The organism is Flavobacterium algoriphilum, assembly GCF_048158655.1.
GTDB classification, from domain to species: Bacteria; Bacteroidota; Bacteroidia; order Flavobacteriales; family Flavobacteriaceae; genus Flavobacterium; species Flavobacterium algoriphilum.
On record NZ_JBLNKY010000007.1, the window covers coordinates 177,314 to 191,619 of the forward strand.

Genomic DNA, 14,306 nt, shown 5'->3' on the forward strand with positions numbered 1-14,306 from the left:
AAAACGGGATTCTTTTTTATATCTAATCGTAGCTAGAATAATCTAAATACATTCCAGAATTTCTTTCCTTTTTATTTTCCCATTTTGTGTTTCAATAAATTTAGAAACATAATACACTTCTTTAGGTTTTTCATATTTGTCTAAACCATCAAAAATAGTTTCGTCCAAAGGTTGTTTTTCACCTTCGATAATTAAAGCTAATTTTTCACCTAATGTAGCATCTTGAATTCCAGTTACAAAAAATCTTGAGTGAATTTTATCAGATAACTTTTCCTCTATTTGTTCTGGGATTAACTTAATTCCACCGCTATTAATCACATTATCAATGCGACCTAAAAAAATAAATTCTTTATCATTTATCAATTCAACCAAATCATTAGTTACAATTGTTGCTTCTGAAATTTTTGGCGCATCAATTACTAGGCAATTTCTATCGTCTTGATAAATTTTTATGTTAGGTAAAACTGAGAATGCCTTCTCCCCTATTTTCTTGGCAGCAATATGAGTGATTGTTTCTGTCATACCATAAGTCTCATATCCTTTCATATTCAATTTAGAAAGACTTTTTTCTAGTGTTTTACTCAATTTTGCTCCACCAACAATCATTTTTTTAACATTTTTTAATTCCGCTAATGAATTTTCAGCCTGCAAAGGTACCATCGAAACAAAATCATATTTAGTTTCATTATGCAACAAGGGATGGGAACTTGGAGCTACAAAATCCATATCAAGTCCCAAAATAAAACCTCTGACAAACATCATTTTCCCCGCTATATATTTTGTTGGTAAACAATGTAATGCTTTATCGCCTGGACTTAAATCAAAAAAATTACCTGTAGCCAAAGCTGAATTTACCATGGCCTGTTTATCCATTCGAATGATTTTTGGGTTTCCAGTAGTTCCTGATGAGTTTAATTCGATATAGCTTTTTTTATCAAACCAATCGAGTATAAAATCCCCAACAGATTTTTCGTATTCTTCACCTTCTTTTATAAAACTGTACGCTACTCTACATAAATCATTTCGATTCAGATGAAACCCATTTAGCTTAAAATGATTATTCACGTTTTTGTAAGTGATTTTATCCATTGTGATTATATTGATTTAAATGATTATGTGGTGTTGGTTCTTCAATTTTTCCTGTTAATTTTTCTTTCCAGTTTGTCCAATTGTATTTTTTACTAAAGATAAATAAAAGTATCGGGTAAATGACTACAACAGGCAATATAACATCTAAACCAGCCGATGGTTTCGAAATATCTTTAAAAATAGAATGGGTTTGAAACGCAGACCAATCAGACGTAACTAATAAAGCACTAACTAAATTATTGGCCGCATGAAAACCTAAGGCTAGTTCCATTCCTTCATCCATCAAGGTGATGATTCCTAGTAATAACCCTGTTCCTATATAATACACTAAAACAATATTTCCTATTTTAGAAACTTCGGGGTTTGAAATATGCATGGCTCCAAAAATAACAGAAGTCATAATTAAAGGGAACCATTTATTTTTAGCAAGATTAGCGAAACCCTGCATCAAATAGCCCCTGAAAATATATTCTTCGGTACTGGTTTGAATTGGTATTAATAACGTCCCTATTACTGCTAATATGAGAAATGGAATGGGTTTAAAATTGATTACAAAATCAATTGGATTCGAAAAATAAAACAATACTGTTGAAAAAATTGTAAAAATTGACCAAATAGAAAACGAAAATAATACTCTGTTCCAATCTACCTTCGATCTGGATGTTGTTATGGAAAGCATCGTTTGTTTGTGCAAATATTTGACCACAAAGAAAATTCCAAGCATTGCGAAAACAAATGAAATCAATATCAAAAACAAAGTCAAATTTGGTTCAAAAAAACGCATAATAGCATTATTTGTAGTAGGATATGGTTTCCCTTTTACAAGTGTTTCATAGAACAACGCTATTAGTAAAGGTGCCTGACCCAAAAAAGAAGCACCAATAATTATTACTGAACCTAAAATATACTTCCAAAACCTATTCTCAGACTTTATTCCTAATTCTATAAACATAGATTTTTTATTTTTATATAGTATCAAAATTAGAGTAACAAATTTTACTTTTGTCACTCTAATAATAAAAATTTAATTCTCAATTAGTTAAAAAAACACATGATACAAATATACCACAATCCCCGTTGCGGAAAATCAAGAAACTGCCTCGCTCTTATAAAAGAAACTGAAAAAGAATTTGAAATCATTAATTATCTTACTAACATTCCCACTTTTAATGAATTAAAAAGTCTTATACAAAAACTAAATTTTGAACCTCTTGCACTAGTGCGTCAAAAAGAGAAAATTTGGTTAGAAAACTTCAAAAATAAACCAATGACTAATGACGAAATCATTCAAGCAATGGTGACTAATCCAATTCTGATTGAAAGACCTATTGTAATCAAAGGGAATAAAGCAATAATAGGAAGAGATTTAGATAATGTGACTGATTTTCTATAATTAAATTAACACTTTTTTATGATTTACATATTAAACCAAACTTCGTTTTGGTAATCTAAAAAAAGAAACTAAAACTATAAAAATGCCAAAAAAATTAAAAACCCTTTTAGCGCTTGCATTCTTATTTACAAGCCTACTAATTTTTGCACAGCAATCCAGTCCTGTACAAAAAGTAAAGGTAAGCGGAAAAGTAATTGAAAAAATCAGCAAGCAACCATTAGAATACGCTACGATCACTTTGATAAATACTAAAAATCCAAAAGCACTTGCCGGAGGAATTACTAATGCAAAAGGAGAATACAGTATTGATGTGAATCCAGGCATTTATAACATAAAAATTGAGTTTATCTCTTTCAAATTATCTGAAATCAAGGAAAAAAGCATTCAGAGTAATATTAATTTAGGAACAACTGCTTTAGATGAAGATGCAGCTCAATTGAATGAAGTAGTCATAAGAGCTGAAAAAACTACCGTAGAAATAAAATTAGACAAAAAAGTCTATAATGTGGGTAACGATTTAATGGTAAAAGGAGGAACAGTTAGTGATGTTCTTGACAATATTCCATCAGTTTCAGTGGATGTTGAAGGAAATGTGAGTCTGCGTGGTAATGACAATGTAAAAATACTTATCGATGGAAAACCATCAAACGCTATAAATATAGCCGATGCCTTGCGATTAATTCCTGCCGATGCTATCGAAAAAGTAGAAGTTATAACCAATCCTTCGGCAAGATATGATGCTGAAGGCGGAGGTGGTTTATTAAATATCATTTTGAAAAAAGGAAAAAACCTCGGTTTAAATGGAACTTTCATTGCTTCTACGGGTTATCCTGAAAATTATGGATTGAGCGGTACTGTAAATTATAAATCAAAGAATTTTAATCTTTTTACTAATCAAGGATACAATTACAGAAGTAGCCCTGGAAATATGATCACAAATACTGAATATTTAAATTCTGATAATTCGATTCGAAATTATGTAGATGAAAATAGAGATAACGAGAGATTAAACAAAGGTTACAATGGGAATTTTGGTGTCGAATTGTATATAGACAAATCTACTTCTTGGACTAACACGCTTAATTATAGAAAAAATAGTGGAGATGACACAGATAATGTTTTCCAAAAATATTATAACGCGGACTATATTTACGACTATACTAGAACTCGAATCAACGTCGAAGATAGTAAAAGTGAAAATGTAGAGTTTGCAACAAATTTCACGAAAAAATTCAAAAAAGATGGACACAAATTAACTATAGACGGTTCCTTTTCTACTAATGATGATAACACTACCGCTTTAGTCACTGATACAACAAATAATTCAGATGAGATAAAACTAGATAATACACTTAATCATCAAACTCAAAACAGAAATTTACTTCAAGCAGATTATGTTTTACCTTTAGGAAAGGGAAGTCAGTTTGAGGCAGGATATCGCGGTGATTTCTCTAAATTAGTTACTGATTACCAAGTTCAAAATGATGGAGTGATTGACCCAAATTTCACAAATACATTAGAATACAAAGAAAAAGTGAACGCTATTTACACCCAATATGGTATGAAAGCAAATAAATTTTCAGCGCTTTTAGGATTGCGTTTTGAAGATTCAAATATAGAAATCAATCAATTAGCAACGAATGATTTCAATACTAAAAAATACAACAACTTCTTTCCCAGTGCTTTCTTGACCTATGAAATTTCAGATAAAAGCAGTGCTTCCATAAGCTACAGCCGAAGAATTCAAAGACCTAGAGGGAGAATGATCAATCCATTCAGCAATTTATCCAGTAATATCAATATTTTTATGGGAAATCCTGATTTAGATCCGGCATTCAGTGATGCTATTGATTTAGGATATCTCAAACGTTGGGATAAATTAACCTTCAATACTTCATTATATGTAAACAAAACCAGCGGTGCATTCCAATTTGCAAGAAGAGAGTCTGGCAATTTTGTAAATGGAACACCAGTTATTTTCAGTTCACCAATAAACTTGGCTACAGAGTATAGAACTGGATTTGAGTTTACCTTAAACTATTCTCCATACAAATGGTGGAAATTGAATGGGAACTTCAATTTCTTCAGAAACCAAACACAAGGTGATTTTACCTATATTGATTTTAATGACAAAGAAGTTATTCAAAATTTTGACAATACCACAACGTCATGGTTTGCCCGTGTAACATCAAAAGTTAATTTACCATACAAAATTGACTGGCAAACTAATGCGACTTATAATGGTCCACAAAACAACGCTCAAGGTAGAAATTTAGGTAATTTTTCAGCCAACTTAGCATTCAGTAAAGATGTTATGAAAGACAAAGGAACCGTTTCTTTTAATGTAAGTGATGTGTTCAATTCTAGAAAAAGACTTTCGGAAACGAATCTTCCCGGCATACTCAACTCCTATTCTGAAATGCAGTGGAGAGTGAGACAGTTTAACCTATCATTTACGTATCGTTTCAACAAACCTGCAAATGAAAAAGAAAAACCTAAGAAAAATCAAAATGAAAATGGCGATGGAGGCGATTTTCAAGGATAAAACAATAGGGGCTCGTGAAAACGGGTCCTTTTTTATTTAAGAATAAATCGATTACAATTAATACTCTTCCTTATAAATCCGGAAGTATCTTTACCACAAAAAAAAGGACTCGTTTTCACGGGTCCTTTTTTTATAAAACAATTAGATTAAACTGATTGTTCGTGCTTCTTTTTTGCTCTTTTCTCTTTATATGCTTCCCAAGTCGCTCCTCCTACCCAATAGGATACGAAACCAACAAGAAAAAACATCAACCAAAATCCTATTGTAAGAACGGTTAAGAAAAGTAAAAAGCCTAAGTACTGTGAAAATTCAAACATGTTTTCCGGAATTTTTGAATGTAGCCACAAATGTAAGTTTAATTCCTTTTCTTACCAATAAAAAGTAACAAAAACTACCAATCAATTTTTATAAAAAGGGAATTATCCGTATTTTTGAGCTCAGAATTTGGAGCTGATCCCGCTATCCGTTGCAATCTTTTATACCGAACCCCGGCATAAAAGGATTTTCATTGCTATCGGGGCTAAAAAATCTACTAAACTACTTAATACTTATAAACAACAACACCATGAAATTTAGAATAGAAAAAGACACGATGGGTGAAGTGCAGGTTCCTGCAGACAAATATTGGGGCGCACAAACAGAACGTTCCCGCAACAACTTCAAAATAGGTCCATCGGCTTCTATGCCAAAAGAAATTATCGAAGGTTTTGCTTTCTTAAAAAAAGCTGCTGCTTACGCTAATTGCGATTTAGGCGTTTTACCAGTCGAAAAACGCGATGCTATTGCAGCCGTTTGTGACGAAATCCTAGCCGGAAAATTAGATGATGAATTTCCATTGGTAATTTGGCAAACAGGTTCAGGTACACAAAGTAACATGAACGTAAATGAAGTGGTTGCTAATCGTGCGCAAGTGCTAAAAGGATTCAACATTGGCGAAGGCGAGCAATTCATCAAAGCGAATGATGATGTAAACAAATCACAATCTTCAAATGATACGTTCCCAACAGGAATGCATATTGCAGCTTACAAAGCAGTTGTAGAAATCACCATTCCTGGTGTTGAAAAACTAAGAGATACACTTCATGCCAAAGCAATTGAATTCAATACTGTGGTTAAAATAGGTCGTACGCATTTAATGGATGCTACTCCACTTACATTAGGACAAGAAATTTCAGGTTATGTAGCGCAATTGAACTACGGTTTAAAAGCAGTTAAAAATACTTTGGCACACTTATCCGAAGTGGCTTTAGGAGGAACAGCTGTTGGAACCGGATTAAATACTCCAGAAGGATACGATGTAAAAGTAGCGGAATATATCGCTGAATTTACGGGGCATCCATTCGTAACTGCCGAAAACAAATTTGAAGCTTTAGCAGCACATGATGCAATCGTAGAATCACACGGAGCATTAAAACAACTAGCGGTTTCATTAAATAAAATTGCCAATGATGTGCGTATGTTAGCATCTGGACCACGTTCAGGGATTGGAGAAATCATCATTCCGGAAAACGAACCAGGCTCCTCTATCATGCCAGGAAAAGTAAACCCGACACAATGTGAAGCATTAACAATGGTTTGCGCACAAGTAATGGGGAATGATGTAGCAATTTCTGTTGGTGGAATGCAAGGGCATTATGAATTGAATGTTTTCAAACCATTGATGGCAGCAAACTTCTTGCAATCAGCTAGATTGTTAGGTGATGCTTGTATGTCTTTTGACGAACATTGCGCACAAGGTATCGAGCCAAACCACAAAAGAATCAAAGAATTAGTTGATAATTCATTGATGCTAGTTACGGCTTTAAACACTAAAATTGGATATTACAAATCCGCTGAAATTGCTCAAACCGCACACAAAAACGGAACTACTTTAAAAGAAGAAGCTGTTCGTTTGGGTTATGTGACTCCCGAAGATTTTGATGCTTGGGTTAAACCGGAAGATATGGTTGGAAGCTTAAAATAAGTAAAGCTGAAACATTAGGATTTTTACAGGAAACCCTGCAACGTAATAGTTGCAGGGTTTTTTATTTTATGATGTAGAGACGCACTGCAGTGCGTCTCTACCGCACGCCTTTACAAATAAAAAACCGTTCACCCAAAGGCGAACGGTTTTCTTTATACCATGTAAAGACGCGATGATTCGCGTCTGTACGTACAGGAAATTATTATTTTACTTCTTCGAATTCAACGTCTTCAACATTGTCTCCTTGAGCAGCATCCCCTTGAGGTTGTGCTTCACCTTGACCTTGTTCCCCTTGAGCATACATCGCTTCAGTTGCTTTTTTCCAAGCAGCGTTGATGTTGTCAAGAGCAGTTTGAATTGCAGGAATGTCTTGAGATTGGTGTGCCATTCTCAATTCAGTTAATGCATATTCTACAGCAACTTTGTTTTCATCAGATAATTTAGAACCTAATTCTTTCAATTGAGTTTCAGTTTGGAAGATCATTCCGTCTGCTTCGTTCAATTTTTCAGCTCTTTCTCTTGCAATTTTGTCAGCATCAGCATTAGCTTCTGCATCTTTTTTCATTCTTTCGATTTCTTCAGCAGTTAAACCAGAAGAAGCTTCGATACGAATATCATGAGATTTACCAGTTCCTTTGTCAGTTGCCGAAACTTTGATGATACCATTAGCATCAATATCAAAAGTTACTTCAATTTGTGGAACACCTCTTGGTGCTGGTGGAATACCATCTAAATGGAAACGACCGATAGTTTTGTTATCAGCAGCCATTGCTCTAGCTCCTTGTAAAACGTGGATTTCAACTGTTGGTTGAGAATCTGCAGCTGTAGAGAAAACTTGAGATTTTTTAGTTGGAATGGTTGTATTAGACTCAATAAGAGTTGTCATAACACCACCCATAGTTTCGATACCTAAAGATAAAGGAGTAACGTCAAGTAACAATACATCTTTTACATCTCCAGAAAGAACTCCACCTTGAATAGCTGCTCCAATAGCAACAACCTCATCAGGGTTAACTCCTTTAGACGCTTTTTTACCAAAGAATTTTTCAACCTCTTCAGCAATTCTTGGCATACGAGTAGAACCTCCTACAAGAATTACTTCGTCAATATCAGAAACCGATAAACCTGCATCTTTCAACGCTTTAGCAACTGGTGCCATAGAACGCTTAACTAATGAATCAGTTAATTTTTCAAATTGAGCTCTAGTTAATTTTTTAACTAAGTGTTTTGGTCCTGAAGCTGTAGCAGTTACATAAGGTAAGTTGATTTCAGTTTCAGTAGAAGAAGACAATTCAATTTTTGCTTTCTCAGCAGCTTCTTTTAAACGTTGCAAAGACATTGGATCTAAACGTAAATCAATACCTTCTTCAGTTAAAAATTCAGCAGCTAACCAGTCAATAATTTCGTGGTCAAAATCATCCCCACCTAAGTGAGTATCTCCGTTTGTAGATAATACTTCAAAAACTCCGTCTCCTAATTCAAGAACAGAAATATCAAATGTACCTCCACCTAAATCGTAAACAGCAATTTTTTGATCTTTACCTTTTTTATCAAGACCGTATGCCAAAGCTGCAGCAGTAGGTTCGTTGATAATACGCATCACTTTAAGACCTGCAATTTCACCCGCTTCTTTCGTAGCTTGACGTTGTGCATCATTAAAGTAAGCAGGAACAGTAATAACTGCTTCAGTAACTGTTTGACCTAAGTAGTCTTCAGCAGTTTTTTTCATTTTTTGAAGTGTCATTGCTGACAATTCTTGTGCAGAGTATAAACGACCATCAATATCCACACGTGGTGTATTGTTGTCCCCTTTTACTACTGAATAAGAAACTCTTTTTGCTTCAGCAGAAACTTCTGAAAAAGAATGACCCATAAAACGTTTGATAGAAGCAATAGTCTTAGTTGGATTAGTTACCGCTTGTCTCTTAGCAGGATCTCCTACTTTAATTTCTCCACCTTCTACAAATGCAATGATAGATGGCGTTGTTCTTTTTCCTTCAGCATTAGGGATAACTACTGCTTCATTACCTTCCATTACAGAAACACAAGAGTTTGTTGTACCTAAATCAATTCCGATTATTTTACCCATTTTTACTATATTTAATTTTATTATATACTCATTTTAATAGCTCGAAGTCGATAAGTCAATCTTTGTGCCAATGCAATACACGTCCTTAAATTGTCAGTTTATGTTAAAATTGGCGTAAAAAAATCTGACAACATGACATTTTAGAGAGTTTGTCATTATAACCGAAGTTGTCATTCCTAGTGGCACCCTAATCCCAGCCGACAGTTAGATTCATCATGAATTCAATATAGTAGCCAGTTGCCGTTACTATTTAGCTCTACAAAGAAGAAATAATTAGCCAAACCGCAACTTCCTGTAGCTGCGCTCACATTATATAAAAGGGCTAGCAGATTGCATAAAAATCTATTTCAATAAAAATGAAATTAAATATATAATTTCACTATATTTGAAATAACTTAATTAATTTCATTAAAGATGAAACATTATATAATAATGGCAGATATTATTGCAAGTGTTGAAAAGAATCAAAATCAACTTATGCAAGATTTTAAAGAACTTATAAGAGAAACAAACGAATCTTATAAAGAAGAAATATTATCCCCTTTAACAATCACTTTAGGAGATGAATTTCAATGTATATTAAAAGATTTAGAAGCTTCAGTCAATATTATTCTAAATTTAGAAGAGGCTATTATTCATAAAAAATTAAATTTTCGATTAAGATATGTTTTACATCAAGGAAATATTGAAACGCCAATAAATAGTACTATTGCATATGAAATGCTTGGTTCTGGCTTAACAGAAGCTCGACACAAACTAAATAATTCAAAACATAATAAGTTCCGATATACAATTTCAGTCGAAAATAAATTACAGCATACTATTTTAATTAATGCTTTCAAAATATTTGAAAATATTACAGAAAAATGGGATATTGAAAAAGACTATGAAATTGTGTCAAATTTCATAAAATTTAAAGATTATAAAATTGTTTCAGAGAAGATGAATAAAACACGTTCTCAATTATGGAAAAGAGAAAAAACATTAAATATAGAATCTTACAATTCTATTAAAAATATAATACAATTAATAACTCTAAATCAATAAATATGGGCTTCTTCCACTTTGTATTATTGTTTATTTATATTGAAATTCTTTTAGGTATTTTCTACTACATAATTACTCCAAATTCTATACGCAAGAATACTATAATAGACTACAAATCTTTATTAAAGGGAATTATTGAAAGAATATTTTTGATGGTTTCATTAATTAACAATTATCCGCACGCTTTGACATTATTCGGAACTTTAAAATTAGCTACCAGATTGAAAAGAGATAATGACGAAAGATAAAATTAAGGAATCAACTTATAATGACTTTTACTTATTTGGTAACTTTATGTCAATAATTGTTGCCATTTTTTACGTATTTTTATATGGAAAATTTGTTATTTAAAAAACTTATCCGATAGCGCTGGGATCTCGCTCGCGACCACAATAAATTAGCCAGATAGCGCGGATTTGCAATCAGTACCCACAACAGTTAGATACAAAAAAACTGAAGCTATTATTTTTCCATTTATTTTTTTGCAAAAAAAGAACCCATACAAAAACCAATGCAGCTAGTTAACCCAAATAAAAAATGAAAAATTTAGATTTAAAAGAAATTAAAGAGAGAGCGCTACAAATCAGAAAGCAATACCATCAACTGGAAAAAGACCATCATGGTAGCGAATGGACGGTAGAAGAAGATGCCTTGGCTTTTCTAACTGATGCGGGATTAGTAGGACGTCATACGATGTCCCAACAAGGTCGCTGGCCAAAAGGAAATACAAATCCTGAACTACAGCATAAATTGGGTGAATGTATTTGGTGGTTGACAGTACTTGCAGACCGAATGGACATCGACATTAATGAAGCTGTAGCATCTTTTTTGACAAAAACTGAAAATTTATTAGGGGAATAAAATCTAAATCGGCACAAAATAAAAAACTCGTTTAAGTTCAATAGCACAGATTATAATTTCGTGCTATCGAATTTTATTTATAACATAAAGATAAATCCGAATGGATCTAAAGCAACATTATACTTCGTTATACAATCAATCTATTGAAAAGATTGCAGCCGATACCTATCAAATTGACAATCAAATCGATTCGCTTTCAGACAATAGATTTGGTATTTCTTTATTAATTCGACCTGATAGTCACACCAAAAAAAACATTCAGGGCTTTTTAGACGAGCTGAAACAAATCGATCCCGAGCTATATTATTATCCCAGTTCTGATATTCATATCACTGTGCTATCGATTATTTCCTGTTACGATGGTTTTGATTTGGCCACAATTTCGATTCCCGATTATGCAGCAGTTATAGAAAAAAGTCTTGTTGAAATAAAGGATATAGCAATTAATTTTAAGGGAATTACTGCTTCCCCTTCGGCTATAATGCTACAAGGTTTTACCAATTCTAATTCCCTAGATGATTTGAGAAACAACCTAAGAAAAAATTTCACGAATTCTGGATTAGAGGAAAGTATTGACAAACGTTATTCCATTAATACCGCTCACGCAACTGTAGCTCGATTTCGAAAAAAAATCAGTAATAAAGATAAGTGGATTGAAATTTTAGAAAAATATCGAAATTTTGATTTCGGAAATTTTAAAGTTGATAAATACAATTTGGTTTATAATGATTGGTACCAGCGAAAACAATTTGTCAAAGAATTACACGAATTTCAGTGCAGTTAAAAAAAGCAGCAAACAAAAGTTTGCTGCAAGTTACGTTTTTAACAATCAATTAATTTACAGCCTTAGTAGACTTCCCTACCGTTAAATAAATGTGATTGTTAGGATACAGGAATTCGATCTTAGTGTTCTGTTTATTTATTCTCATTTCTATTTGTTCCTTTTCATTTTCTAAAGAATAAACCGTATAATTAGGATCTAAAGAAAAAACACTTGACTTAACAATTTTATATTTCAATCTCATTTCAGTTAGAAAGAATACCACATTGCTTTTTTTTATATCTAAGAACACGAAAGAATATTCGTTTCCTGTAATATCACATTCTCCTTTTTTGAAAGGTTCCTCGTCTATGCAATACCGCTGAACGTTAAACACCTGTTCTTGAGCATACAAACCGCCAGTTATAAGTAGCATTAAAATTATTTTTTTCATCCTTCTTAGATTATATTTTATTATCCGGAAATGAATAATTATTTTTTATAATACAAAAGATAGGCCACATTACTTTTTTTCGTCTCAACAAGCAATAAATTAACAAATCACTTTTATCCGATTGTCATAAAAAAGCTTTAAAAAATAAGGTCAAGCTTCATTACATTCCTTTTTTATTAGTATTTTCGATTTTATAAATCTATATACTTTTATTGAAATTTAATCAATAACGTATTTTAAAATAACACAAAATGACTTTATTTATAAAAGAATTATCTTTCCGTTGGTCTGATCTGGATCCTAATTTTCATGTAAGACATAGCGCTTACTATGATTTTGGAGCCCAGCATCGTATAGAAATTCTAGAAAGTCTTGGATTAACGATGAAGGTGATGCAAGCACAAGGTTTTGGACCTATTCTTTTTAGAGAAGAATGTGTTTTTAGAAAAGAAATAAAAATTTCAGACAAAATTTTTATGCATACCAAAACCTCCAAAATGAAAGCCGATGCTTCGCGCTGGTCTATAGTACATGAGTTTTTGAATGATGACAACAAACTCTGTGCTACCATAACTGTTGATGGCGCTTGGATGGATACCAAACTTCGAAAATTAGCTTCTCCTACTCCTGAAATTGCAGTTCAAGCCTTGAGTATTTTCCCTAAAAGTGACGATTTTGTAAGTCTTTAAAAAGAATTTAAAAAGATAAACCCATTTCCTCATTTTGGATAGAACTATAAGAGATTGGGTTACTTTTTAATTTAATATAGTATTGACATTTGTATTGTTAATTAAAATCACAGTTAAAATAAAAAAGTATGAATATTAATAAAAAAATCGAACTGGGAAGTCAAGGACTTTTTGTTCCAAAAGTAGGGTTGGGCTGTATGGGAATGACCCAAATTGCAGGAATGGATATTTATGGAAAAGCGGATGAAGCTGAATCTATTGCTACTATTCACCGTTCATTGGAACTAGGGTACAACTTCCTGGACACTGCGGATTTATATGGTCCTTTATTAAATGAAAGGCTTGTCGCCAAAGCCATTAAAGGAAATCGAAATCAATATACCATTGCTACAAAATTTGGCTATGAAATTGATGACAATGAACAACTGACTTGGCAATTCAACGGTACAAAAAATTATGTAAAAAAAGCCGTGGAGCGTTCGCTTAAAAATTTGGGAACAGATTATATTGACTTGTATTACTTGCATCGTTTAGACCCAAATACGCCAATTGAAGAAACAGTTGCCGCAATGGCTGAACTGGTAAAAGAAGGGAAAATTGGTCACATCGGACTTTCGGAAGTTTCATCGGTGACAATAAAAAAAGCCCATAACGTTCATCCTTTGACTGCGGTACAAACAGAATATTCATTGTTTGAGCGTGGCGTAGAAGAAACAGGGATTTTAAAAACACTTCAAGATCTTGGAATCGGGTTTGTGGCCTACTCCCCATTAGGCCGAGGATTTATTTCTGGAGATATCAAAAAACCTGATGATTTTGCTGATAATGACTTTAGAAAAAGTTTACCTCGTTTTCAAGGTGAACAATTTTACAAAAACATTGCCTTAGTAAATGAAATAAAAACATTGGCTATTGAAAAAGAAATAACCCCTTCACAATTAGCTATTGCTTGGATTGTTTCAAAGGGTATTTTACCAATTCCGGGAACAAAACGCGTGAAATATGTCGAAGAAAATAATGCAGCCGCCGAAATTAAATTAAGCATTGAAGATCTGAAGCGTTTAGAAACCATTATTCCTATGGGAACCATCACAGGCGCTCGTTATGATGCTGCCAATATGGGTGCTATCGATCAATAAAACAAATTATTCAGTAGGTTAAGCTATCTTTACTTTCGCATTTCCTACTGTATTTATAATTCGCACCATGAAAAAAGAAACCAACTCTCCTTACATTATCAATTCCATTTCTGAGTTGCGTCGTTTATATTTAGTAAGGAAACAAAAAAGTAAAAATATCCGCAATAAATAAACGTCTTGTAAGTCTGATAATCTAATCATTCTATCTTGTTCCTCCATCAAAACAGCTACTGTTACAGGGAAAATTTCGGCTATTTAGAAAGGCAAAGATGGCTAT

General features: G+C 32.9%; 13 protein-coding genes. 8 read left to right on the forward strand and 5 right to left on the reverse strand.

Annotated features, from left to right (window positions below):
- Positions 1-42: 42 nt before the first annotated feature.
- Entirely contained in the window at positions 43-1,089 is a 1,047-nt protein-coding gene (locus tag ACM55G_RS12840; protein ID WP_416844337.1) for an AMP-binding protein, read from the reverse strand.
- Positions 1,082-2,041, reverse strand: a complete 960-nt coding sequence (locus tag ACM55G_RS12845) for a CPBP family intramembrane glutamic endopeptidase (protein ID WP_416844338.1) — start codon at positions 2,039-2,041, stop codon at positions 1,082-1,084. Before ACM55G_RS12845 ends, ACM55G_RS12840 begins: the two co-directional genes overlap by 8 nt.
- Before the next feature lie 99 nt (positions 2,042-2,140).
- On the opposite strand from ACM55G_RS12845, the gene arsC reads away from it, so the two are divergent.
- Together arsC and ACM55G_RS12855 are read left to right on the forward strand one after the other, a co-directional pair.
- Complete coding sequence (gene arsC / locus ACM55G_RS12850; protein WP_416844339.1) at positions 2,141-2,482, forward strand: arsenate reductase (glutaredoxin); 342 nt, start codon at positions 2,141-2,143, stop codon at positions 2,480-2,482.
- An 82-nt stretch (positions 2,483-2,564) separates the two neighbouring features.
- Positions 2,565-5,027, forward strand: coding sequence for a TonB-dependent receptor (locus tag ACM55G_RS12855; protein WP_416844340.1), 2,463 nt, complete (start codon positions 2,565-2,567; stop codon positions 5,025-5,027).
- A 146-nt stretch (positions 5,028-5,173) separates the two neighbouring features.
- On the opposite strand, the gene ACM55G_RS12860 is transcribed toward ACM55G_RS12855, so the two are convergent.
- Positions 5,174-5,344, reverse strand: coding sequence for a hypothetical protein (locus ACM55G_RS12860; RefSeq protein WP_416844341.1), 171 nt, complete (start codon positions 5,342-5,344; stop codon positions 5,174-5,176).
- Between the two features lie 248 nt (positions 5,345-5,592).
- Between ACM55G_RS12860 and fumC the strand changes: the two genes are divergently transcribed.
- Positions 5,593-6,990 carry a class II fumarate hydratase gene (gene fumC, locus ACM55G_RS12865; protein WP_416844342.1) on the forward strand — a complete coding sequence of 466 codons (1,398 nt, stop codon included), beginning with the start codon at positions 5,593-5,595 and terminating at the stop codon, positions 6,988-6,990.
- 202 nt (positions 6,991-7,192) lie between these two features.
- Here fumC and dnaK read toward each other — a convergent pair whose 3' ends face one another.
- Complete coding sequence (dnaK, locus tag ACM55G_RS12870) at positions 7,193-9,079, reverse strand: molecular chaperone DnaK (RefSeq protein WP_416844343.1); 1,887 nt, start codon at positions 9,077-9,079, stop codon at positions 7,193-7,195.
- A 432-nt stretch (positions 9,080-9,511) separates the two neighbouring features.
- On the opposite strand from dnaK, the gene ACM55G_RS12875 reads away from it, so the two are divergent.
- The 3 genes from ACM55G_RS12875 (at position 9,512) to ACM55G_RS12885 (ending at position 11,771) form a co-directional block, all read left to right on the forward strand.
- Complete coding sequence (locus ACM55G_RS12875) at positions 9,512-10,126, forward strand: SatD family protein (RefSeq protein ID WP_416844344.1); 615 nt, start codon at positions 9,512-9,514, stop codon at positions 10,124-10,126.
- Between the two features lie 537 nt (positions 10,127-10,663).
- A complete protein-coding gene (locus ACM55G_RS12880) occupies positions 10,664-10,987 on the forward strand; it encodes a nucleoside triphosphate pyrophosphohydrolase family protein (protein ID WP_416844345.1) in 324 nt (107 codons plus the stop codon).
- Between the two features lie 100 nt (positions 10,988-11,087).
- On the forward strand, positions 11,088-11,771 hold the full coding sequence (locus ACM55G_RS12885; RefSeq protein WP_416844346.1) for a 2'-5' RNA ligase family protein: 684 nt from the start codon (positions 11,088-11,090) through the stop codon (positions 11,769-11,771).
- Positions 11,772-11,820: 49 nt separating this feature from the next.
- Here the strand turns inward: ACM55G_RS12885 and ACM55G_RS12890 are convergent, their stop codons facing one another.
- Positions 11,821-12,201: a hypothetical protein gene (locus tag ACM55G_RS12890; protein ID WP_416844347.1), complete on the reverse strand. Its 381-nt coding sequence runs from the start codon at positions 12,199-12,201 to the stop codon at positions 11,821-11,823.
- 251 nt (positions 12,202-12,452) lie between these two features.
- Between ACM55G_RS12890 and ACM55G_RS12895 the strand changes: the two genes are divergently transcribed.
- Entirely contained in the window at positions 12,453-12,890 is a 438-nt protein-coding gene (locus ACM55G_RS12895; RefSeq protein WP_416844348.1) for an acyl-CoA thioesterase, read from the forward strand.
- 128 nt (positions 12,891-13,018) lie between these two features.
- Entirely contained in the window at positions 13,019-14,029 is a 1,011-nt protein-coding gene (locus ACM55G_RS12900) for an aldo/keto reductase (protein WP_416844349.1), read from the forward strand.
- Positions 14,030-14,306 lie beyond the last annotated feature (277 nt).

What these genes read in the sequence shown, in the direction of transcription:
- ACM55G_RS12840 (WP_416844337.1), bottom strand. Translation starts at nt 1,089, where the DNA reads ATGGATAAAATCACTTACAAAAACGTGAATAATCATTTTAAGCTAAAT.
- ACM55G_RS12845 (WP_416844338.1), bottom strand. Translation starts at nt 2,041, where the DNA reads ATGTTTATAGAATTAGGAATAAAGTCTGAGAATAGGTTTTGGAAGTAT.
- arsC (WP_416844339.1), top strand. Translation starts at nt 2,141, where the DNA reads ATGATACAAATATACCACAATCCCCGTTGCGGAAAATCAAGAAACTGC.
- ACM55G_RS12855 (WP_416844340.1), top strand. Translation starts at nt 2,565, where the DNA reads ATGCCAAAAAAATTAAAAACCCTTTTAGCGCTTGCATTCTTATTTACA.
- ACM55G_RS12860 (WP_416844341.1), bottom strand. Translation starts at nt 5,344, where the DNA reads ATGTTTGAATTTTCACAGTACTTAGGCTTTTTACTTTTCTTAACCGTT.
- fumC (WP_416844342.1), top strand. Translation starts at nt 5,593, where the DNA reads ATGAAATTTAGAATAGAAAAAGACACGATGGGTGAAGTGCAGGTTCCT.
- dnaK (WP_416844343.1), bottom strand. Translation starts at nt 9,079, where the DNA reads ATGGGTAAAATAATCGGAATTGATTTAGGTACAACAAACTCTTGTGTT.
- ACM55G_RS12875 (WP_416844344.1), top strand. Translation starts at nt 9,512, where the DNA reads ATGGCAGATATTATTGCAAGTGTTGAAAAGAATCAAAATCAACTTATG.
- ACM55G_RS12880 (WP_416844345.1), top strand. Translation starts at nt 10,664, where the DNA reads ATGAAAAATTTAGATTTAAAAGAAATTAAAGAGAGAGCGCTACAAATC.
- ACM55G_RS12885 (WP_416844346.1), top strand. Translation starts at nt 11,088, where the DNA reads ATGGATCTAAAGCAACATTATACTTCGTTATACAATCAATCTATTGAA.
- ACM55G_RS12890 (WP_416844347.1), bottom strand. Translation starts at nt 12,201, where the DNA reads ATGAAAAAAATAATTTTAATGCTACTTATAACTGGCGGTTTGTATGCT.
- ACM55G_RS12895 (WP_416844348.1), top strand. Translation starts at nt 12,453, where the DNA reads ATGACTTTATTTATAAAAGAATTATCTTTCCGTTGGTCTGATCTGGAT.
- ACM55G_RS12900 (WP_416844349.1), top strand. Translation starts at nt 13,019, where the DNA reads ATGAATATTAATAAAAAAATCGAACTGGGAAGTCAAGGACTTTTTGTT.